Raw genomic sequence first — 19,362 nt, 5'->3', positions numbered from 1 at the left:
CCCATGCGTTTTTGCATCTACGGTGGTTGCCGAAAGGTTCTCAAACCAGGCATCCGCAATGTCCATCGCCCTCCATCCCGACCACATGACCGCCGCCGAACGCCTCGACGAAATCGCCGAGATTCTGGCGGCCGGGGCCATGCGCCTGATGGCGCGGAAGTCCACTCGTTTATCTGCTGACGCCGGAGACTGTTCCGTCGACTTCACTGGTCACCAGAGCGTCCATGGGTCCGACCGCAATTGCAGGAGACCCCGTAAATGACGACCGCGATCCTCACCCAGGTGGCCGAATTGCCCACCCTGCCGACACCCAAGTTAAAGGCGATGTGGCGGGAGCTGACCGGCACCGAGCCGCCGCCCTACAACCGCACCTTCCTGGTCAAGCGACTGGCCTACCGGATTCAGGAACTGGCCTTCGGCGGCCTGTCGGTCCAGGCCGAACGCCGCCTCGACGACCTGGTCGATGAGTTGGACGGCAAGAAGAAGCCCAAACCCAAGGACATGACAGCCCCCATCGTCGGCACCAAGCTGATCCGGGAATGGCAAGGCGTGCTGCAGGAGGTGACCGCACTGGCCGATGGCTTCGAATGGCAGGGCCGCCGCTACCAGAGCCTGTCGGCGGTGGCCCGCGCCATCACCGGCACGCGGTGGAATGGGCCGCTGTTCTTCGGTCTGCGCAAACACGGCAAGCTGGAGGTCGCCCGATGATCCCGCCCAAGCCGATCCGCAAGGTCCGCTGCGCCATCTATACCCGCAAGTCTTCGGAAGAGGGGCTGGAGATGGAATTCAACAGCCTCGACGCCCAGCGGGAATCCTGCGAGGCCTATATCACCAGCCAGAAGGCCGAAGGCTGGGTGCCGGTGCCCGACCGCTACGATGATGGCGGCTTCTCGGGCGGCACTCTCGAGCGTCCCGCCCTGAAGCGCCTGCTGGCCGACATCGAGTCCGGGATGGTCGATGTGGTGGTGGTCTATAAGATCGACCGGCTGTCGCGCTCGCTGATGGATTTCTCCAAACTGGTCGAGGTGTTCGACCGCAACGCCGTCACCTTCGTGTCGGTAACGCAAAGCTTCAACACCACCACGTCCATGGGGCGGTTGACGCTGAACATCCTGCTGTCCTTCGCCCAGTTCGAACGCGAAGTGATCGGCGAGCGCATCCGCGACAAGTTCGCCGCCTCGCGCCGCAAGGGCATGTGGATGGGCGGCGTCCCGCCGCTCGGCTACGATGTGGTCTCCCGCAAGCTGGTGGTCAACCAGCCCGAGGCCGATCTGGTCCGCCACATCTTCGACCGTTTCCTCAAGGTCGGCTCCGCCACCCTGCTGGTGAAGGAACTCAACGCCGCCGGTCACCATACCAAGTCTTGGACCACCCAGGACGGCAAGGTCCGCGATGGCATGCCTATCACCAAGAACTTCCTCTACAAGCTGCTCGACAATCGGGTCTACCTCGGCGAGGCCGTCCACAAGGGCGAAGCCCATGCCGGTGAGCATCCCGCCATCATCGACCGCGCCACCTGGGACAAGGTGGTGGCGGTGAAGAGCGACAATGCACCCCGCAAGCGCGCCAATGCGGTACGGTCCTCGACCCCGGCGCCGCTGAAGGGGCTGATCGTCTGCGCCCATTGCGGTCGGGCCATGACGCCGAGCTCGACCCGCAAGAAAGGTCGCCTCTACCGCTACTATACCTGCATGAAGGCGATCCATTCCGGCCATGAGTCCTGCCCGGTACGCAGCATCGCCGCCGGTGAGATCGAGGCCGCCGTCATCGGACAGGTCCGGGCATTGCTGCGCGCCCCAGAGATCCGGGCGCGGGCCGAACGGATGGCACCAACCATGTCGCCGGCCGATCTGCACGCCGCCCTCGATCGCTTCGAGGCACTCTGGGACGAGTTGTTCCCGGCCGAGCAGGCCCGTATCCTCCAGCTTTTGGTCGAGAAAGTGGCCATCGCCCCCGACGGTGCCGAGGTCCGCCTCCGCGCCGAGGGACTGGCCAGCGTCATCGCCGACATCACCGCCCAGACCGGCGACAGGAGCGCGGCATGACCGCCGACATCCGGATCGACACCCTGACCATCCGCGTGCCGCTGACCCTGCGGCGGTATGGTGGCCGCAAACTGGTGATCGTGCCCGAGGGCGAGGGCGTTCCGGGGCGGGCCAAACCCACCCCCGACGACACGCTGCTGAAGGCGCTGGCTCGCGCCCACCGCTGGAAGCGCATGCTGGAATCCGGTCAGGTGGCATCCCTGAACGAGTTGTCCGAAGCCGAGAAGATCAATCCGTCCTACATGACCCGCATCTACCGCCTGACCTTGCTGGCCCCCGACATCGTCGAAACCATCCTCGACGGCCGCCAGCCGCGCACACTCCAGCTTGCCAACCTGATGGACGACATGCCGGTGGAATGGCACCGGCAGCGGGAAAGGTACGGGATGGTGACGCGGTGACCGGGCACCAGAACCCCGGCGGGACCATGCATATTGACAAAAGAACGAAATGGAAACACCCTGTGGCGGTTACCCTTGCCGCAGGAATACCGCCATGGCCCTCGAAACCTTGTTCATCTGCCAGCCGTACATCCTCGGCAAAAGGGGCGGCCTGAAGCCTCAGCCGCCCATTTCCTACAAGACCGAGCCACAGGCCCTGCAACGCGCCAGCCGCATGATGGAGGGTGGCAGCGTAGCCGGCGTGGATGTCGTCCGTCAGACCGCCGACCCGGAAATGGGCGATTACGACGAACCTGAGTTTCTGCAGCGTCTGGGGTCCGTACCGAAGGTCGAAAACTGAGCCACGATCAGCGTCAAATCATCATGGATCAATATCTTGAATCTGGGCTGGCCCTGCGCCACCATAGATCAACGTCCTACTCGCGCAACAATTCATAGCTCGCTTTGCCGCCTAGCCGATCCAGTTCCGTCAATCCGGGAACTGCCAGCCACGCAAGAAACTCCTGCGGCGTGATCTGCTTGGCGTGCACCCGAAACAGCCCTTCCATAAATATATCATGGGAAGCGAGGGCTACGTCGGTTGCTGTTTGAACCTTCTTTTTCGAGTGTTCATCAAAGCCGGGTTTGCCCAGCGTCACGCGATGCATGCGTCTATCGTAGCCTATAGCTTTCTGCATTACGGCAAAGGCGTCTTCTTTTTTTATCAATGGAGGATTTTTAGTTGTCGTCTTGCATTCAACAATTACGGAGACATCACCCATAACTATAAGTAAATCTGGTACGTTTTGCTGCTTTCCGTCATCAAGGACATGGACGGTCCAGCTCCGTTCGATTACCAAGAATTGGCGCATTGCCTCCTCGTATTCGGTACCAAGTGTGTCTGCGCATTGAGCATATTGCTGACCAATCCCAAGTTTTTCCGCCAGCGCGGTATGCGTCTTCTGATACCTCACTGTCTGCATGCCGAAACAAGTCGCAACAGCTTTTAGCAGTGCCCCGGCCCGCCCTTCGTTACCCACGGCAGCCGATAACGTGTCTTTTGTGGATGCAAGAAGCTGGTCGAACGTTTCGATTCCTTGGCGCAACAATGCCATGGCCCGTTGTCGACCAAAACCGGGAACACCTTCACGTTGAGCAACGCGCAGAATGTCAAGCGCTTCGGTTGGTGTGCCCCATTGCACTTGGCGCGCAAGCATGGACATTTTATTGGTCAACGTTTGAGGGTAACCAAGATCGGGCACGCTAATGATCCGCCGAAGCCCATCGAACACCCACGCTATATCTGTCGCGAGCCGGTGAATCTGGCCCGAAGGAATGTTGGTTTGGTGGCGAATGGATCGCTCCGCCTCACCTTGGCAAAACAAGGCCAGCGCGTGAGCGCATTGGTTCGTCCGTCCGTCCGTCCGATCCAGCGCCGCCAGCAACTTATGCGCTTGAAGGAAGCCAGTCGAATGCACAGGCGCTCTACCGGCAGGAAACGGTAAGAAGCGCGACGGACGGTCGCCAGCGAACTCCTCGCACTGGCACACCCAGTGAATCAGCCCAACGATGTAACTCTCAAAATCATGATCAATGGCGGAATAATTTTCAGCAATCATGGCAAGAAATTGCACAGCAGTAGTCGGAAGCAGACCAGACCCAGCAACAGCTTTTCCAACTGGAGTTGACAACAAAATGCCATAATCTTCTTCGATGAAGTGATGCGAAATCAACCATTCGGTCGCGCGCAACGCAGATTGAATCACATCTTCAAGCTTTCTTGGATTTCGCTCTCGGATTTGATGCCAATAAAAGGTGTTCTGAAAAAAGTCCGTCAGAGTGCCGCGTGCGTCTATAACGCGCGACGAAACGAGTGAAAGCACCGTCCGGCGCATGCTCAACCGGACCATCTTCGATTCCAGGTTTTGATTTTCTGGCAAGACTAGCCGATTGGCGTGCGCAAGCTCGGCGGGGGTTCGTGGAAGCAGGACTGCGAAACCATCAGGATGCAGTCCAAGCCTCCCTGCACGGCCAGACATATTCCGGTAATCCGAGAGGGCAATCATCTGCCCTTCTCGGTCACCCCACTGATATGTGAGCTTCGGAAAAACGACACTGCGGAAAGGAAAATTTACACCTGCCGCCAACGTGGATGTCGCAAAGCATGCATCAAAACTAGAACTTATAAAGCCTTGCTCGATCACTTGGCGTTCTTGCGCCGTCAGGTCTGCTGAATGGAATGTCACGCGCCGCTGTGCATTCTGTTGTAGCTGCTGGGAGGACTCGGTTGGCTCGGAGAAAAGCTCCAGTTGGCTGGCCATCGCGATGCCATCGGCAGTTTGTACCAGCGATTGGCAATATGTCGTAGAAAGGCTGGTGGCCTCGTTGCGCGATTCCGTAAAAACAAGGACGGGGCCGCGTCCCATTGCAACAAGCTGACGCACGGCACCAATAGCATCTCCCGCCAAGTGCGTTCCTTCGTGACAGCCTACACCGTCCTCTTGGCCAAATCGAACCACATGTCCGTGTCCGCCATTCCAAATTTCCTGATAAAGTTCGACATCTCGGGTGTAGCTGACAGCAACTGCACATTCGAGCCAGTCCGCCAGCTCCTGAGCATTCCCAACAGTAGCAGTCAGCGCAACGAACTGGTCAATTTTGCGTTGAAGAAATATAACGCACAGAGTTTCTATGTTGGGTCCGCGACCTTCCTCGGCTAAAATCTGTAATTCATCCGCTACAACCAGCAATGATTTGGTATCAAGTTGACCGGATAGTAGAAGGGCCAACCCCTTTTCATAGGTAGCCACCATGATCTGTGGCGATACATCACCCTCTTCGCGGTCTCCTGTACTCAGTCCTACTGTTGCCAGCGGGTCGGATGCCGCACTACCAAACCGTTGCTCGAAGTCGATAAACTTCTGGTCGGCAAGCGCCTTATGCGACACAAGATAAAGACATTTGCTGCCGCGATTTATCGCCGAGAATATCGCTATCTCGCCTGCGAGTGTCTTACCTGACGATGTCGGCGCACATACAACCAGACCCTTGCCAGCCGCCACCCCCGCACGAAGCGCTGTTTGCTGTATATCGGTGAATTGGTGAATGCCCCAGGAAAGCAAGCATTCTTTAAGCTGAGGCGTAAGACCGGGGGCGTCAAAGTCGGATACCAGCATAAGCCGCCTCTTAACATCGTGGCCAAACGACATTCTTGCCACTAATGATCCTCCTTGGCCAGCGTCGTCGGTACGTTATGAGGTGCGTCGCCGGAGGTCCGCGTTAACGTTCGAAATCTTTAGCGAAAGACTGCCTTCGACTTGATGCTGAGGCAAGGGGGCGGTCCGGTTCCGACCCAATTCGGGCGCACCGAAATGCTTGCTCAAATGTCTGTCCCTGGCACATGAGGCACCCTGACCTTGATTGCCGTATCGGTTCTGACCAAGGAAGCTGTTGACCGCCAAATCCGTCCCCAGACTCCAGCCCGCGCCAATAAAAACAGCGAAATGGTCAATAGCTTTCCGGCCCCCAATCGCTTGAAATTAAATGGTATTTAAAACCCGTACCTTTTCCGGGCGGTCAACAGCTTCCAGAGAAACAGGGCGGGAGAGAAGAGAAAATTGGTTAAAAATGCGCCGCCACAAGACCAGAAGGTCAACAGCTACTGGCCATAAACGGCGCAGAGCCTTGGGCTTTCGCCCAAGGCTCTATGCGTCAGAGAATCTATTCTTTAGAAGTAATGGCGGAGGGAGAGGGATTCGAACCCTCGATACGGCTCAACACCGTATACACACTTTCCAGGCGTGCGCCTTCAACCGCTCGGCCACCCCTCCGCAACACACGAACCGGGCTCGCCAGGTTCGGGGAAGGGCGGGAAGATACACGAGCGTCGCGAGGCATGCAACCCCCCATGAGATGTGATGTATGTCACGGAAAAACGGTTGAATTTCAGCTTACTTCGGCGCAAAGCTATATTCATCCGTGAGATAAACGTTCTGGTCGTCGGGGGCATGTATGTTCTTCGGGCGTGTGATGGGTTGGCTGCTGATCGGCCTCGCCGTGATCATGGCATCGGCCGATGCCGTGTTGGCCCTTGGTCCAGCTGAATATGCGGGAATTATTACCGCCGACGTCGTCACCCTGATCGCCGGTCACGCTCCCGATACCACCGACGCCGGCCGCTCCATGTCCAGCACCCTGGCCGTGGCGCTTCTCGACATGCCCGCCTGGGTCGCCGTCGGTCTGATGGGCCTCAGCCTGTCCGTCGCCTGCCGCAAGCGCCAGCGCCAGCGCCGCTTCGTCTTTCGCCGCTGAGCCGCTCGACCATCGCACCAAAGACGAAGGGCCGCCCGGTGACGGGCGGCCCTTTGTTTCGTATGGCGGAGGGGGTGGGATTCGAACCCACGATGAGCTTGCACCCATACCGGTTTTCGAGACCGTTATAATTGCCCACAATTGCTGCACGTTGCCGCATATTGCGTTTATATATCATTGTATTAGCTTGCCGTGCATTGCGGTAGATTGCCATGGATTTCCGTGGCTAGTGGAGCATTTTTGGAGCGCCAATGCGTAGCGAGCGTCTTGCCAGACCACGCCTTTTGAGCTAAATATTGCTGCACGTGATTGCCGTTGCCGAGCGTACGACATCGCCCGGCGGCGCGAAAGCGACAATGGACGCCTCCCCTGCCTAGCAGGATGGCAAGCGCTTTGAGTTCGACTGAGACCAAGACCCGCTGGACGGGGAGTATTTCTCTCAGCACTCGTCTACCAGTCCATTGTGCTCGCTTAGCGCCACGATCACCGGCGGACTGCGGCAAAAGTCCCCGGGCCATATGGCTCGGGGATTTATATGTCCAGCAGCAAATACCTCACGCGACAGCAGGTTGAGAAAGAATATCCAATCAAGGCGTGGACTCTCGCCCATCTGGCTTCTCAGAAGCGCGGTCCGCGCTACGCAATAGTCGGCAAGAATGCGGTCTATGCCCGCACAGACATCGAATCCTGGATCGATTCCCTGATGGTAGAGCCCAGCCAATCTGTTGGCACGGGCGGCTGAAATGACAGAAAGGTCAGCGAATCGACCGGCCAGCCCTGGCGAACAGGTGCAGCGGAAAACTGACTTAGGCTGGGTGCATCTGCTTCGAGCTTTCTTTTTTTGCGGAGACGCTGCTCGGCTGGGCCCTCACGCTTCCGTCGTTCTCTTGGCCATTAAGAGCCACACCGACTTTCAAACAGGTGATGCATGTCCGTCCGCATCCCGGCTCGGCTCGGCTGCCGATCTCGCCGGCGGCGAAACCGGCCTCGACCCAGTCACTGATTTGCTCAACGAGAGGTTTCTTGCCGGCCTTTCCCGCCCGTGCGGTCTCGGCGGCTATCTTTTGAACCCAGTTCGGCGTCTTCGTTAGCCTTGCTCGCGCGGGGTCTTCCGGATCAGCCCAGCCATATCGGGCGTTGAAGACGTCCCGAAAGGCGTCGAACAGCTTGATGCTTTCGCGTCCCGGCGGATGCGGGTTGATCGACCGCAGGCGACCATCGCTGGCGAGGATTGCACGCGGCATGCAGTAATTTAACTCCAACCTGCCGGTATGCGTGTGGGTGGTCCAAAAGGTTGGCGGCCGATGCTCTTCGGCAATGCCGGCATAGGCAGTGTCCTCGAATTCCTTGATGACCTCAGCCACTTGGCGCCGCAGTTCGACATCGCCAGCATTGAACCTGGCTACGTCAATATCTCCCTGTTCAAAGCTCAGGACACCTGAGGAATAGCGGCACTGAAATGGCACCGCCCGGATGGCTTGGCGCATCAGCACTTCGTCGCCCTTTAGCACCTCGGGTGGCGGGATGCGCTGAACCCGCTCACGCCCGCCTTCGGGACGTGGCTTCCAGACGGATTCGGCCATCATGTAATCAACGACGCCAATTCCCTCGGGGTCGTCAGCGCCGGTATGCCTCGACCACATTACCATCATGGCGAGGGCTCTCCTTGGTCGAGGCCGTATTCACTACGGAGCGCTCGCTCCAGGCGCAGCAAGGCGACGATCACCTGCCGCGCCTCGGCCGCCGACTTGTGGATGTTTGCCCAGTGGACCAACTGGTTCAGATTCACTCCGATTCGGCCCAGTTGATAGGTCCGCAAGCGCCAATCTGCGCGATTGACCACGGCGAGTTGGTCGCCATGGTCCCGCAACAACTCAGCCATCGACATCCCTGCCGCCTGGGCCTTCGCCCTCAGCTCAAGGTACTGATCATGGGTCACGCGGACCTTGATGACGGGGCCGTCAGATAGGCGGCGGGGACGAGGCATGATGCCTTAACTATCCTCGTACCTATAGACGCGCGCCCGAACGAAATCCGGCCCTCGGTCCAAGACCAAAAATTCAGTGTCTGGAATCTGGCGCCGATATCCGTCCGCGTCCCAGACGTCTCGCGTGAATTGCACTCGGTCGCCGTTCTCGGTGCCTACGAGGCAAGGCCAAATCCAATTGCCGGGACCAAAGGTATGGATAACCTCGGCCGCATTCCCTGTTTCATCCATTTTTCCTCTCCCTATTGCCCTGCGGGGGTGAAGGGGGCGGAGCCCCCTTCCATGGCTTCCTGGGGACCGCGTTAGCGGGCCTCCGGGAGGTGCCTTGCTCATCAAGGTAAGCAGAGAGAAAATTTCATGTAAATAGAAATCAATTTCTGACATGAACAAAACAATACGTCAGAATTAAAGCAATAGGTGAAGGCCGTGATTTACTCACGCCCCGGCATCCGTGAGTAACTCACGCTACATTGTGCGTATTTACTGTTTCGTCGCCGCATATGATATTTGATCTAAATATGCGCTGGAGACGACCTATGAGCCATGATCCGACGACCACCGCCTACCGCTCCGCTCTTGGGCAGGCTTGGGCCCAAAACGATGTGGCCCAAGATCCCGATCATGCCCTTCGGCTGATCGGTGAGGTGCTCCTGCACGAAGGGGATATCGAGAGCGGTAGCGGCCTGACTGGGCCGGAACAGTGCGCCACCCTGCTGCGGGCCGCCGCCATGCTGAGCTATGTGGCGGCGATGCGGAGTCCGGTTGATCATGCCATTGCATGGCAAGCCGCCTGTGAGGCGGTGCAGGACCAGGAGCGCTATGACGTAGCCTCGGCAGCCAAGCAGATGGCTGCCGTTTTCGAGGGGCTGGGTAAGCGCTCCCGCCTCAGCCCATAGCCTTTCAACAGCCGGCCGAATATGCGATCATTGGCCCTGCGCGGAACATGCCGCGCAGGGCTGAGAACACCATGTGCCCAGCATGGGTGGCCTGAGCAGTGACAGGGAGATCACTGCCGACCTGGGATAACCGGTGCCAGGTTGCCGGGGGCGATTCCGTAAAACGCCCGGCTCCAAATTTGGAGCCCAAACCATGTTCAGGATCATATTTCTCGACATAGACGGAGTCATCCTGCCGCTTGGAGCCGAGCAATTCGATCTGGCTGCCATTGAGTGTATCAATGCCATTGCGCGCCAGGCCCGAGCTGAGATCGTCGTGGCGTCATCCTGGCGCCGGCATGTCGGGCCAATCGAGACGATAGACGCACTTCTCGCCGCCGGACTGGCAAAGCCACTTTGCTGCCTGCCGGAAACGTCTGAGTTCTCGACCAAGGCAGAGGACGTGGCGGCTTGGCTCGGTGGTCATGCCGAGGTGGAGGCGTGGGTTCTGATCGACGATGGTCAGGCGGTCTGCCGATCCGTCAGGGCGCTGAAGGATCGCCGTGGGCTTGTAGTTGAGGTCGGAGCGGGCGGTTTCGGCCAGGGGGCTTTGAAGCGTGCGCTGCGCCACCTTTGTGGACATCAAGCGATCAGCATAGAGGACATGCCGCCCGAGTTCGTGAGCGCATTCCAGCACCCCTATGAAAGCTCGGAACAGGCAGCTCTGGACCATCTGCTGGACGAGGAAGGGAGCAAGCCATGATCGTCGTGACCGACCTTGAGCAAACGATGTCGGACGCTATCGCCGCACCCTGGAACAGGCGTGGGCGGATGGCGCCGATGACCGTCAGGTTGCCGCCATGCTGATGGAGGTGGCCACCAGGGTGGCCGCCGGCAGCCTGGGGCCGACAAGGATCGAGGAGATCGTGCGCAAGACGCTCTCCGAGCCGAAGCCCGGTATCCCCTCCGTGCCACGTTGGTACCGTGGCATCGTGGAAGGTGGGCGATGATCTTTATCGACGTCGAAGCCTCCGGTTTGCATCCCACGAGCTACCCTGTGGAGGTGGCCTGGGTGTCGCACGACCTTCAGCAGGGATGGCCTGCCCTGATCCGGCCTGCTTCCGCTTGGGGTGAACTGGACTGGAATGCCGAGAGCGGGAGGATTCATGGTATTTCCCGCCACCAGCTCGTGATGACGGGAATGGACGTGCGCGAGGTGGCGGCCCGGCTGAATGCAGATCTGGCTGGGGCCGAGGTGCTGAGCGACAGCCCGGGCACGGATGGCCGATGGCTCCAGACGCTGTACGGCACCACTGGCATTGCTCCAGCCTTCAGAATTAGCCAGTCGCCCGACGTGCAGGCGGTGATCGCCGAGGCATGCCAGCGGACAGGCATTCAGGCGGAGGACCATGAACGATTGGCTGCGGCACTCCATGCCGAGGCGGGGCTGATCACTCACCGTGCGCTTGATGACGCCATCGGCCACGCCTTCAGCTTGGGAGCCGTCACCCTGCTGAATATGGCCTTGTCCAGGGAGGAGGTGGAGATCCGCGCCTTTCGTCAGCAACTGGTGGAGCGGGCTCGCGGGTTGTTGCGCCAATATGGCCGGGGGGCATCATGATCTTCCTGGATTTCGAGGCCAGCGCCGGCATGGGCGGATAACCAAAGAAATTTGAGCACAGCGCAAGACGTACGGCTCTAATCCATGAGTCACCGCACCACCGGCTAGCACTTAGCTATACATCCATAGCCATGCGCTTAACTCGCGCTTCCTGGCATATTCTGAACAGGAAGTCAGGCAACTCATCATAGCTGGTGAGGCTGTGCGTATGAATACCCCATCCTTGCGTGACGACGCTCAGGTCATCGTCCCCGCCGCCGGTCGTGAACCGGACCCCATGGTAGCAAATGCGATCTTTTGCGATTGCGTGCACATCCTTTAGTGTCGCCCAATGGCTGTGCAAATGCATATCTTCGCCCGAGAGGCCGAGATAGAGAAAGGTATGCTGCCGCAGCGCAGTCTCAAGTATCGGTCGCCACAGGTCCGATTGCATGATCTTGTGAAAGCTCGTCGTCCCCAGAACGATCTCTTTGCTATCCAAATCGTGACCGAGTGGCAGGAAGCCATGCGGATGATACACGACAACATCGGCATTCTGAGCCCAATGACAGCCGTCGTGCATTGTCGCGGTAGTGAAGCCGTGATACTCGAGATATAGTTCTAAAAGATCGTCGAAATTCAATGTAATCACCTTGGCCGCCGTCCCGCGACGTGAGGCCATGACAAGAGAGCCGATCGCCGCAAGCAACCTATTCCCGCTGATTTTGGCAAAATCGAGCGCTACGCCTTGGTATAGAGCGGCCTTAGTCGCGCCCTTGAGCAAGTCTGAAGTCGTAAAATACTTAAGTGCTAGCGCCTCTACTTTGTTTGTAGCATTGAAACTTCCAGCCACCGGCGCCGCCTCTCCGGCAGCAACCGCCATTCGTGACACCAACGTGTCCCAGTCGGGCAAGCCGAACGGCCTTGAGACGCCCGCACCAAGGAAGAGGCCCAATCGCCCGGCCAACAACTGGGTTGCGAGATGGTCAATCAGCGACACCTCATTATGCCAACTGTCTGGCATGTTCATGTTTGCCACGTCCGCTCCCCCTTACTATCCGGAACCCAATCGTCAACCCACCGATTAACCATAATGAAATTTACAACCTCAAGAAGTTCCTTTGCCCTCGATCTTGTACTTAAATAAAGATAGATAAACCCATCACTCGCAACATGAACAATCTCACGGTCCTCTGGGGAGCGAACACGCGGCAGACCATCAAACAAGCGCCGACCAAGACCCGCTGAGTGAAAATTAAATAAATTATGATAATTAATGTAAATTGACGACTGCGTTACATCATCACCATAAAGAGCTATACTGCTTAGCTGGGTATCTGGACCAGAAAAACGCCCATGCATAGATGTAACCAGGAACTCGCTTTCCGCCCCACCGCAGTGTTTGATCATATCTGATATCGCAATATTTACTTTCTCAAGTTTTGGTGAAATCTTTTTGTCAATAATATTTGAGATAACGTAGTCAATTATTTTTCTGCGATGCGCCAGAAAAACCATCATGGTAAATCCGCGCACAATGAAGATTTGATATTGGTATCTCTGCTGCTTATCGACCTCGTCAGAAAGCGGTATCGGACTATGTAGGAGGTATTCGTCCCATCGTGAAATGCCAAACACCCGGTCGCTTCGATGGGTAAGCGTCGGACCATTGGCGACACTAGGTGTGCGCTCCTCAAATTCGCCAGATGAAAAATCTCGCGCAGTTCGACCGGCGACGATATAACCGCTATACGACGTCATGTTATGACCTTTGGCGCAGTTTTAACATCAAAGGCTAAACAGTGCAGGACCCAAAGCGACTCGGCTTCTGATGGATTTTCCTTAAGATGATTTTTGAGGAAAACAAGTGCGTTGCCAAGTGGAGCCGTCGTATAGGTTAGCTTTTCCTTTTTGGTTACGGCCTTCCCTCCCCGTACAAACGAATCCACAAATAGCTTCGCCGCGAGGCGTTCCGAAAATAGATAAATTCTAACAAGGCGGACTAAGTATATCCTTGCAGAAAAATCCTTTTCCACCTGCGCATATAATTGAGGATCCACCTCAAGGCGAGCCATCCAGTTTATAGCCTGCTCAACATAATTACTTTTTGCGTCAATATTTGACTTTACGCATGACAGAAGGTCTTTTACGTTCTTAAGCGCAGCCTTGAACAAGGTTGCCGAACTAGTTGTCAGCAGCTGTGCCGCAATAGCGCAGAGCGTACGCATTAGGTACTCCGGAACTCGATCGCTAATTCCCGGAATTGCACACCAGCTATGCCAGATATTATTTACATAAAATGCCGGGTCACCTTGGTGGAAGTACATAAAATCAAAGGTATGAACGAGAATTTCCTGCACCTCGTGACGCCAACGTTCGAATAATTCTGGGAGTCGCTTTTCGACCTGGGCTGCCGGGAACTCGGTCTTTGCCATCTCCATTGTGATGACGGCTTCAATAAGCAATTGGCGCGCCGCATCTAGGTGATTAGAGGCGCTAAACCCTGGCTTGGCAATGTTGCGCGCGATTTCCATCTCCGCCTCATCACCGAGAGATGGCGAGAGCACAGCAAGCGCTGATTGCACGAATATATGAGTAATCTCATGCGTAACGGTCAGTAAGTTTGATCGAAAACTATTACATTCCGCAAGCGTCGTGAGCGGCGCACTAAGTGTCTGGAGCTGGCTGCTGAAGCCATCGCGACCGCTGAAATAAGTAACTAGTGGCACAATCGGATCGCCAGAGATGGCATCATCTTCAGTGGCATCAATAATGTCAAATTTAAGAAGATCTTTATCTGAAACCAGACTCCTCTTATTCGGCACCTTGCCTGTTTTTTTTGCAAGAGCCTCAAGGCGCTCAGGAATCCGGGCTTCTCCGAGGACCTGCTGAATTGTATCAACTAGATTGGCTAGCGCGATATTCGCACTCCCCGTCCCAAGGAGTGAATGAATCCAGAAATGACACTCCGTCCCCAGAATCGGCGGCACTCCAGAAAATGCCTGGGACGAGAAGCGCGAAAGCGCCGCATTCATACCCAGAAGACGAGACTGCATCTCAAGCACGCCAAGCTTATTTGCACCATATTCCTCGGCAATTGCACCGACTGCCTTGGCGACGGCATTGAGTTTTTGGAAGAAGGGTGGGTAGACCGCAGATGCCCGAGCCAAGCTGGTCGCGGTCACAATAATATTTTCTTGAAACGTGGGACGTAGCACCGGCCCGTCACAACGACTAAATAGTGTAGCAAGATTATCAATCTCGGGCTGTCCGTCACCATTTTGGTGAGTCCATTGCTCGGTCGAGCCGATCTCTCCATCTGTAAGGGACCACAGTTCGCAAGCGATATTCTGGCTGCAAGCCCATTCAATGACGCTGCGGCAAAGAGTATCTTTGCTTTTTGGTAAACGCATTACGACATTGAAGCAGCCAGCTGTAAGCCAAATACCGGCATCGCGCTCATCCGCCAAGCCCGGCACAGTGACAAACAATTCTGCGGGCTGGATGGGGCCGACGAAAAGAAGTGACTGGCTGCCCGCAAAGGCATCCACGCTTCCGTCAAATCCTTCAATCAGCCAAATAGGCGACAGTCGCGAACCGGACGTCCAATTAGCAACAGCCAACGGCAACGTTTCAGCCAATCCGACTGTACGCGCCTGCTTCTTCCCTGGACAATCGTGGAGAATGAGATACTGCGTCCGTGACTCGAGGAGCATCAGAGCTCCTCAGTCGTCGCAGAATATCTTTAGCTCATCGTCCCAACGGCGAGCCGGCTTAGAATCAACGTCACAAGTGGCAGCACCGCCAGCCATCCGCTTGCGCTCACGCGGCCCCTGAACGCGCGCAGGCAAATGGTCAAGCGCACCGGCAGTGCCGCGCTCGCCATAAGTGGCCATTTGGCGTGTAGCCTTCAATATGGATGCAAGGGTCAGCATTGGTTGAATTAGGCTTCCGGCGAATGCGACTACAGACGTCTGCGAAGAAGACGGGGGTATAACGACAAATCCATATGGGGTCAAGCCGTAAATGCACCCCAACCGCGGGAACAATCCGCCGCAATTTTCTCGAACTCTCGGACGACACAATACCTTTGCAGTCCGCTACGCACAAGAGGCCCCAAAAGCCCACATCTATCACCCTAACTGCCTTCCCAGCCTATTCACTCCCAGAGGGGCAAATCTCTTCAGCCAGTCGAGGATAGCCGCCGATGTCCATGATCTCGTTGCCGGGGAGATCGGTGCGCTCATCTCTAATCCAACCTCTTCGCCAATTCCTCGGGATCTGGCTGATAGTAGCGTTTGAGCGTCTGAAGGGTTTTGTGGCCTGTGACCGCCGACAGTTCCAGCACGTTGTGAAGCTTCTTGGATAGGCGGGTTGCCGCCTCATGCCGCAGGTCGTGGAACGTCAACCCCGTGATCTCCGCCGCCTTGCAAGCGTCCTTGAATGCCTGAATGACCTCTCCTTTGGTGAAGGGGAACACCTCGGCCGCGTCAGGATAGAGCTTGCGAAGCTCAGCGAACGCCGTTCGCGCCCTGGTGGACAAGGGTACGGTGCGGGGCTCGCCGTTCTTGGTGTCCGGCAGGTATGCCGTGGGGCCGTTGATGTGCTGCCAGATCAGCGCACGAAGCTCTCCCTGGCGCATGCCGGTTTCGATGGCGATGATCACCATCGCTTCCAGCCAATTGAATTCGGACGCCTTGCAGGCAGTCAGCAGTCGCCCCTCCTCATCACCGACCAACCGGCGCTTCCGGCCTGCGTTGGCCTTGGGTCGCTTCACGCCAGCCACCGGGTTGTTCAGACTCGGCATGTGCCACTCGCTGGCGGCATGAACGAAGATCGCGCTGAGGAGGTTCATGGCGTTGGCGACGGTGGAGGGCGCGGGAAGGCGTTCCGTGCCGTCCTTGAGCTTCCTGGGGGTCGTCATTCGTCGATTTCGCCACTCGGCAACGTCCGACGCGGTGATGGAGGCCATGGAGCGAAGCGCCAGGGGATCGCGGCGCCAAGCTGCCAGCACATACCGCTCCTCAGCCGCGCCCTTCTTGGCGGGCGTCACCTCCTGTTCGTACCGCTCCAGAGCCTCCAGGAGCGTCGTCTGGTGGGCTTTGGCGTCATCCCGGTAGGTGCGGCGCCGCATGGGGCGTTCTACGCCCGCAGCCCAGTCCTCGGCTTCCTTCTTGGTCTTGAAGCCGCTGGCCGTCTTCGTGCCGTAGCCAACGATACGTACCCGAGCCTGCCATGCAGGCTTTGCGTCAGTGCCCCGGTTCTTATAGGTCGCCATGGCGTGTTGCTCCACCTCGCCCAACGGCAAGTGGAGCAAAATTGGAGCATTTCGGCAAGTCCAGGATGCCCGAAGGCCCTGGCGATGGCGGAGGGGGTGGGATTCGAACCCACGATGAGCTTGCACCCATACCGGTTTTCGAGACCGGCGCATTCGACCACTCTGCCACCCCTCCACAGGGTTGCTGATCCCCTGGTCGGTGGGGAGGCGCGGAAAATAGCGTAAAGCCTTGCGCTCCGCAACCCGCTTTGCGCGGGTGCGGAAACAAAGTTCCGGGACCCCGCCGAAGATTACTTCGCCGAGATCACCATGACCATCTGGCGGCCTTCCATCTTGGGAATCTGCTCGACCTTACCCAGGTCCTCCAGGTCGTCGCGCACTCGCTCCAGCACCTTCATGCCCAGGTCCTGGTGAGCCAGTTCGCGGCCACGGAAGCGCAGGGTGACCTTCACCTTGTCGCCTTCCTCGAGGAACTTCCTCATGCTCCGCATCTTGACGTCATAGTCATGATCGTCGATGTTCGGGCGGAGCTTGACCTCCTTGACCTCGATCACCTTCTGCTTCTTGCGGGCGGCATTCTTCTTCTTCTGGTCTTCGTACTTGAACTTGCCGAAGTCCAGAATCTTGCAGACCGGCGGGTCGGCGTTGGGAGAGACCTCGACCAGGTCAAGCCCGGCTTCCTCGGCCATCACCAGACCCTCGCGCAGGGTCACGACTCCGATCATTTCTCCGTCGGCGCCCACCAGGCGGATGGAACGCACATCGATTTCGCGGTTGACGCGCGGCCCGTCGTTCTTGGGCGGCGTCTGCATCGGGGGCCTAGCTATAGAACAATCTCCATCGTTTCGAGTACACCGATGGGCCCGAGTGCGGGTTTCGCGGGCCGAGCCGTCGGTTCCATGGGGTGGCTCCCGTCACGCGGGCGGGGTCGCCTCTGCGACGAGTGTAGCGACTGCCTGATCCAGCGCAACAATTTCTTGGTTTTGGCTGCCCAGACGGCGCATGGCGACCTGGCGGCTTTCCGCCTCGCGCTTGCCGACCACCAGCATCACCGGCACCTTGGCGACGGAATGTTCGCGGACCTTGTAGTTGATCTTCTCGTTGCGCAAGTCCAGCTCGACCCGGATGCCGACGGCCTTAAGAGCAGCCTCGACCTCGCGGGCGAAGTCGTCGGCCTCGGAGACGATGGTGGCGACCACCACCTGGGTCGGCGCCAGCCACAGCGGGAAGCGCCCGGCGAAGTTCTCGATCAGGATGCCGAGGAAGCGCTCGAACGAGCCCAGGATGGCGCGATGGAGCATGACGGGACGCTTCTTGGTTCCGTCCTCGGCCACATAGGCCGCGTCCAGGCGCTCGGGCAGCACGAAGTCCACCTGCAGCGTGCCGCACTGCCAGTCGCGGCCGATGGCGTCCCTGAGCACGAATTCCAGCTTGGGGCCGTAGAAGGCGCCTTCGCCCGGATTGAGGACGGTCTCCAGCCCGGCGGCCTTGGAAGCCTCCAGCAGCGCACTCTCCGCCTTGTCCCAGGTCTCGTCCGATCCGGCCCGCTTGGCCGGGCGGTCGGAAAACTTGACCCGCACGTCGGTGAAGCCGAAATCGGTGTAGACCTCCTTCAGCAACTGGCAAAACGCGATGGTCTCCGAGGTGATCTGGTCCTCGGTGCAGAAGATGTGGGCGTCGTCCTGGGTGAAGGCGCGCACCCGCATGATGCCGTGCAGGGCGCCCGACGGTTCGTAGCGATGGCACGAGCCGAACTCGGCCATGCGCAGCGGCAGGTCGCGGTAGCTCTTGATGCCCTGGCGGAAGATCTGCACGTGGCAGGGGCAGTTCATGGGCTTCACCGCCAGGTGACGCTCGTCCTGGGTTCGGATGGTGAACATGGACTCGGAGAACTTGTCGGCGTGGCCCGAGGCTTCCCACAGGGAGAAGTCCACCAGTTGCGGCGTCTTCACTTCTTCGTAATTGTTGGCCTCCAGCCGGCGGCGCATATAGGACTCGACGGCCCGATACAGCGTCCAGCCCTTCTTGTGCCAGAACACCGACCCGGCGGCCTCTTCCTGCTGGTGGAACAGCTCCATCTCGCGGCCCAGGCGGCGGTGGTCGCGCTTTTCCGCCTCCTCCAGCATGTGCAGGTAGGCGTCCAGCTCCTTCTTGTCGAACCAGGCGGTGCCGTAGATACGCTGCAGCATCTCGTTCCTGGAATCGCCGCGCCAATAGGCGCCGGCCAGCTTCATCAGCTTGAAGGCCTTGCCCAGCTTGGCGGTGGACGGCAGATGGGGGCCGCGGCACAGGTCGATGAAGGCGCCCTGGCGGTAGAGGCCGATCTTCTGGTCGGCGGGGATGGAGGCGATGATCTCCGCCTTGTACTTCTCGCCGGCATCCAGGAAGAACTGCACCGCCGCGTCGCGATCCCATTCCTCGCGGGTGATGGCCTCGTCGCGGTCGACGATCTCGGCCATGCGCGCCTCGATCCTGGCCAGATCGTCGGGCGTGAACGGGGTCGGGCGGGCGAAGTCGTAGTAGAAGCCGTTCTCGATGCTGGGGCCGATGGTCACCTGGGTCTCGGGATACAGTTCCTTCACCGCCTCGGCCATGACGTGAGCGGCGTCGTGGCGCAGCAGTTCCAGCGCCTCCTGCCCGCTCTTGGCGGTGATGATGGAGAGGTTCACGTCGCGCTCGATCAGCGTGGCGAGATCCTTCATCTCGCCGTCGATGGTGATCGCCAGCGCCGCCTTGGCCAGACCGGGGCCGATATCCTTGGCCACGTCCAGACCCGTCACCGGGTGATCGTATTGGCGGACCTTGCCGTCGGGCAGGGTGATGGCGACCATGACACTCTCTTTCACGCTTTGGGCATAAACAGGGGGAGGGAGTCTAAGGGGAAAC

20 protein-coding genes and 2 tRNA genes are annotated in these 19,362 nt (G+C 58.3%); 11 read left to right on the top strand and 11 right to left on the bottom strand.

Annotated features, from left to right (window positions below; translation table 11 throughout):
* Positions 1-58: 58 nt before the first annotated feature.
* The 5 genes from CP958_RS16455 to CP958_RS16435 all read left to right on the top strand — a co-directional run bounded on the left by CP958_RS16455 (position 59) and on the right by CP958_RS16435 (position 2,786).
* Positions 59-262: a hypothetical protein gene (locus CP958_RS16455; RefSeq protein ID WP_096703312.1), complete on the top strand. Its 204-nt coding sequence runs from the start codon at positions 59-61 to the stop codon at positions 260-262.
* Positions 259-708, top strand: coding sequence for a DUF2924 domain-containing protein (locus CP958_RS16450; protein WP_096703311.1), 450 nt, complete (start codon positions 259-261; stop codon positions 706-708). The genes CP958_RS16455 and CP958_RS16450 overlap by 4 nt, the downstream gene beginning before the upstream one ends.
* Positions 705-2,045 carry a recombinase family protein gene (locus CP958_RS16445; RefSeq protein ID WP_096703310.1) on the top strand — a complete coding sequence of 447 codons (1,341 nt, stop codon included), beginning with the start codon at positions 705-707 and terminating at the stop codon, positions 2,043-2,045. Before CP958_RS16450 ends, CP958_RS16445 begins: the two co-directional genes overlap by 4 nt.
* Positions 2,042-2,446, top strand: a complete 405-nt coding sequence (locus CP958_RS16440) for a hypothetical protein (RefSeq protein ID WP_096703309.1) — start codon at positions 2,042-2,044, stop codon at positions 2,444-2,446. Before CP958_RS16445 ends, CP958_RS16440 begins: the two co-directional genes overlap by 4 nt.
* Before the next feature lie 94 nt (positions 2,447-2,540).
* Positions 2,541-2,786 (top strand): hypothetical protein, encoded by a 246-nt coding sequence (locus CP958_RS16435; RefSeq protein ID WP_096703308.1) that lies wholly within the window; start codon positions 2,541-2,543, stop codon positions 2,784-2,786.
* A 76-nt stretch (positions 2,787-2,862) separates the two neighbouring features.
* Here CP958_RS16435 and CP958_RS16430 read toward each other — a convergent pair whose 3' ends face one another.
* Positions 2,863-5,601 (bottom strand): DEAD/DEAH box helicase, encoded by a 2,739-nt coding sequence (locus CP958_RS16430; protein ID WP_170959004.1) that lies wholly within the window; start codon positions 5,599-5,601, stop codon positions 2,863-2,865.
* Between the two features lie 561 nt (positions 5,602-6,162).
* Positions 6,163-6,255 (bottom strand) — tRNA-Ser (locus CP958_RS16425).
* 181 nt (positions 6,256-6,436) lie between these two features.
* Here CP958_RS16425 and CP958_RS16420 point away from each other — a divergent pair.
* Positions 6,437-6,736 (top strand): hypothetical protein, encoded by a 300-nt coding sequence (locus tag CP958_RS16420; protein ID WP_096703306.1) that lies wholly within the window; start codon positions 6,437-6,439, stop codon positions 6,734-6,736.
* Positions 6,737-7,271: 535 nt separating this feature from the next.
* Complete coding sequence (locus CP958_RS16415; protein ID WP_096703305.1) at positions 7,272-7,478, top strand: hypothetical protein; 207 nt, start codon at positions 7,272-7,274, stop codon at positions 7,476-7,478.
* Positions 7,479-7,542: 64 nt separating this feature from the next.
* Here CP958_RS16415 and CP958_RS16410 read toward each other — a convergent pair whose 3' ends face one another.
* Together CP958_RS16410 and CP958_RS16405 are read right to left on the bottom strand one after the other, a co-directional pair.
* On the bottom strand, positions 7,543-8,388 hold the full coding sequence (locus CP958_RS16410) for a hypothetical protein (RefSeq protein WP_141400543.1): 846 nt from the start codon (positions 8,386-8,388) through the stop codon (positions 7,543-7,545).
* Entirely contained in the window at positions 8,385-8,723 is a 339-nt protein-coding gene (locus CP958_RS16405; protein ID WP_096703303.1) for a MobC family plasmid mobilization relaxosome protein, read from the bottom strand. Before CP958_RS16405 ends, CP958_RS16410 begins: the two co-directional genes overlap by 4 nt.
* 536 nt (positions 8,724-9,259) lie before the next feature.
* On the opposite strand from CP958_RS16405, the gene CP958_RS16400 reads away from it, so the two are divergent.
* The 4 genes from CP958_RS16400 to CP958_RS16390 all read left to right on the top strand — a co-directional run bounded on the left by CP958_RS16400 (position 9,260) and on the right by CP958_RS16390 (position 11,219).
* On the top strand, positions 9,260-9,619 hold the full coding sequence (locus tag CP958_RS16400; RefSeq protein WP_096703302.1) for a hypothetical protein: 360 nt from the start codon (positions 9,260-9,262) through the stop codon (positions 9,617-9,619).
* A gap of 193 nt (positions 9,620-9,812) precedes the next feature.
* Entirely contained in the window at positions 9,813-10,361 is a 549-nt protein-coding gene (locus CP958_RS16395) for an HAD domain-containing protein (RefSeq protein ID WP_096703301.1), read from the top strand.
* 97 nt (positions 10,362-10,458) lie between these two features.
* Positions 10,459-10,608, top strand: a complete 150-nt coding sequence (locus CP958_RS26460; protein ID WP_170959003.1) for a hypothetical protein — start codon at positions 10,459-10,461, stop codon at positions 10,606-10,608.
* The gene (locus CP958_RS16390; RefSeq protein ID WP_096703300.1) at positions 10,605-11,219 is read left to right on the top strand and encodes a hypothetical protein; all 615 of its coding nucleotides are present in this window, start codon (positions 10,605-10,607) and stop codon (positions 11,217-11,219) included. The genes CP958_RS26460 and CP958_RS16390 overlap by 4 nt, the downstream gene beginning before the upstream one ends.
* A 115-nt stretch (positions 11,220-11,334) precedes the next feature.
* Here CP958_RS16390 and CP958_RS16385 read toward each other — a convergent pair whose 3' ends face one another.
* The 7 genes from CP958_RS16385 to thrS form a co-directional block, all read right to left on the bottom strand.
* A complete protein-coding gene (locus CP958_RS16385) occupies positions 11,335-12,228 on the bottom strand; it encodes an SIR2 family protein (protein ID WP_096703299.1) in 894 nt (297 codons plus the stop codon).
* Positions 12,225-12,959, bottom strand: coding sequence for a hypothetical protein (locus CP958_RS25975; protein WP_141400541.1), 735 nt, complete (start codon positions 12,957-12,959; stop codon positions 12,225-12,227). Before CP958_RS25975 ends, CP958_RS16385 begins: the two co-directional genes overlap by 4 nt.
* Positions 12,956-14,914: a hypothetical protein gene (locus CP958_RS25970; protein ID WP_141400540.1), complete on the bottom strand. Its 1,959-nt coding sequence runs from the start codon at positions 14,912-14,914 to the stop codon at positions 12,956-12,958. The genes CP958_RS25975 and CP958_RS25970 overlap by 4 nt, the downstream gene beginning before the upstream one ends.
* 533 nt (positions 14,915-15,447) lie before the next feature.
* The gene (locus CP958_RS16380; RefSeq protein WP_141400539.1) at positions 15,448-16,476 is read right to left on the bottom strand and encodes a site-specific integrase; all 1,029 of its coding nucleotides are present in this window, start codon (positions 16,474-16,476) and stop codon (positions 15,448-15,450) included.
* Positions 16,477-16,561: 85 nt separating this feature from the next.
* Positions 16,562-16,651: transfer RNA gene (locus tag CP958_RS16375), tRNA-Ser, on the bottom strand.
* 115 nt (positions 16,652-16,766) lie between these two features.
* Positions 16,767-17,288 (bottom strand): translation initiation factor IF-3, encoded by a 522-nt coding sequence (gene infC / locus CP958_RS16370; protein ID WP_008619837.1) that lies wholly within the window; start codon positions 17,286-17,288, stop codon positions 16,767-16,769.
* Between the two features lie 102 nt (positions 17,289-17,390).
* Positions 17,391-19,307 (bottom strand): threonine--tRNA ligase, encoded by a 1,917-nt coding sequence (gene thrS, locus CP958_RS16365; RefSeq protein ID WP_096703297.1) that lies wholly within the window; start codon positions 19,305-19,307, stop codon positions 17,391-17,393.
* Between the last annotated feature and the right edge of the window lie 55 nt (positions 19,308-19,362).

Source organism: Magnetospirillum sp. 15-1 (genome assembly GCF_900184795.1).
Lineage (GTDB): Bacteria > Pseudomonadota > Alphaproteobacteria > Rhodospirillales > Magnetospirillaceae > Phaeospirillum.
Note: the sequence above shows the minus strand (reverse complement) of the source record. Positions and strands in the feature narration are given on the sequence as shown.

What these genes read in the sequence shown, in the direction of transcription:
- CP958_RS16455 (WP_096703312.1), top strand. Translation starts at nt 59, where the DNA reads ATGTCCATCGCCCTCCATCCCGACCACATGACCGCCGCCGAACGCCTC.
- CP958_RS16450 (WP_096703311.1), top strand. Translation starts at nt 259, where the DNA reads ATGACGACCGCGATCCTCACCCAGGTGGCCGAATTGCCCACCCTGCCG.
- CP958_RS16445 (WP_096703310.1), top strand. Translation starts at nt 705, where the DNA reads ATGATCCCGCCCAAGCCGATCCGCAAGGTCCGCTGCGCCATCTATACC.
- CP958_RS16440 (WP_096703309.1), top strand. Translation starts at nt 2,042, where the DNA reads ATGACCGCCGACATCCGGATCGACACCCTGACCATCCGCGTGCCGCTG.
- CP958_RS16435 (WP_096703308.1), top strand. Translation starts at nt 2,541, where the DNA reads ATGGCCCTCGAAACCTTGTTCATCTGCCAGCCGTACATCCTCGGCAAA.
- CP958_RS16430 (WP_170959004.1), bottom strand. Translation starts at nt 5,601, where the DNA reads ATGCTGGTATCCGACTTTGACGCCCCCGGTCTTACGCCTCAGCTTAAA.
- CP958_RS16420 (WP_096703306.1), top strand. Translation starts at nt 6,437, where the DNA reads ATGTTCTTCGGGCGTGTGATGGGTTGGCTGCTGATCGGCCTCGCCGTG.
- CP958_RS16415 (WP_096703305.1), top strand. Translation starts at nt 7,272, where the DNA reads ATGTCCAGCAGCAAATACCTCACGCGACAGCAGGTTGAGAAAGAATAT.
- CP958_RS16410 (WP_141400543.1), bottom strand. Translation starts at nt 8,388, where the DNA reads ATGATGGTAATGTGGTCGAGGCATACCGGCGCTGACGACCCCGAGGGA.
- CP958_RS16405 (WP_096703303.1), bottom strand. Translation starts at nt 8,723, where the DNA reads ATGCCTCGTCCCCGCCGCCTATCTGACGGCCCCGTCATCAAGGTCCGC.
- CP958_RS16400 (WP_096703302.1), top strand. Translation starts at nt 9,260, where the DNA reads ATGAGCCATGATCCGACGACCACCGCCTACCGCTCCGCTCTTGGGCAG.
- CP958_RS16395 (WP_096703301.1), top strand. Translation starts at nt 9,813, where the DNA reads ATGTTCAGGATCATATTTCTCGACATAGACGGAGTCATCCTGCCGCTT.
- CP958_RS26460 (WP_170959003.1), top strand. Translation starts at nt 10,459, where the DNA reads ATGCTGATGGAGGTGGCCACCAGGGTGGCCGCCGGCAGCCTGGGGCCG.
- CP958_RS16390 (WP_096703300.1), top strand. Translation starts at nt 10,605, where the DNA reads ATGATCTTTATCGACGTCGAAGCCTCCGGTTTGCATCCCACGAGCTAC.
- CP958_RS16385 (WP_096703299.1), bottom strand. Translation starts at nt 12,228, where the DNA reads ATGAACATGCCAGACAGTTGGCATAATGAGGTGTCGCTGATTGACCAT.
- CP958_RS25975 (WP_141400541.1), bottom strand. Translation starts at nt 12,959, where the DNA reads ATGACGTCGTATAGCGGTTATATCGTCGCCGGTCGAACTGCGCGAGAT.
- CP958_RS25970 (WP_141400540.1), bottom strand. Translation starts at nt 14,914, where the DNA reads ATGCTCCTCGAGTCACGGACGCAGTATCTCATTCTCCACGATTGTCCA.
- CP958_RS16380 (WP_141400539.1), bottom strand. Translation starts at nt 16,476, where the DNA reads ATGGCGACCTATAAGAACCGGGGCACTGACGCAAAGCCTGCATGGCAG.
- infC (WP_008619837.1), bottom strand. Translation starts at nt 17,288, where the DNA reads ATGCAGACGCCGCCCAAGAACGACGGGCCGCGCGTCAACCGCGAAATC.
- thrS (WP_096703297.1), bottom strand. Translation starts at nt 19,307, where the DNA reads ATGGTCGCCATCACCCTGCCCGACGGCAAGGTCCGCCAATACGATCAC.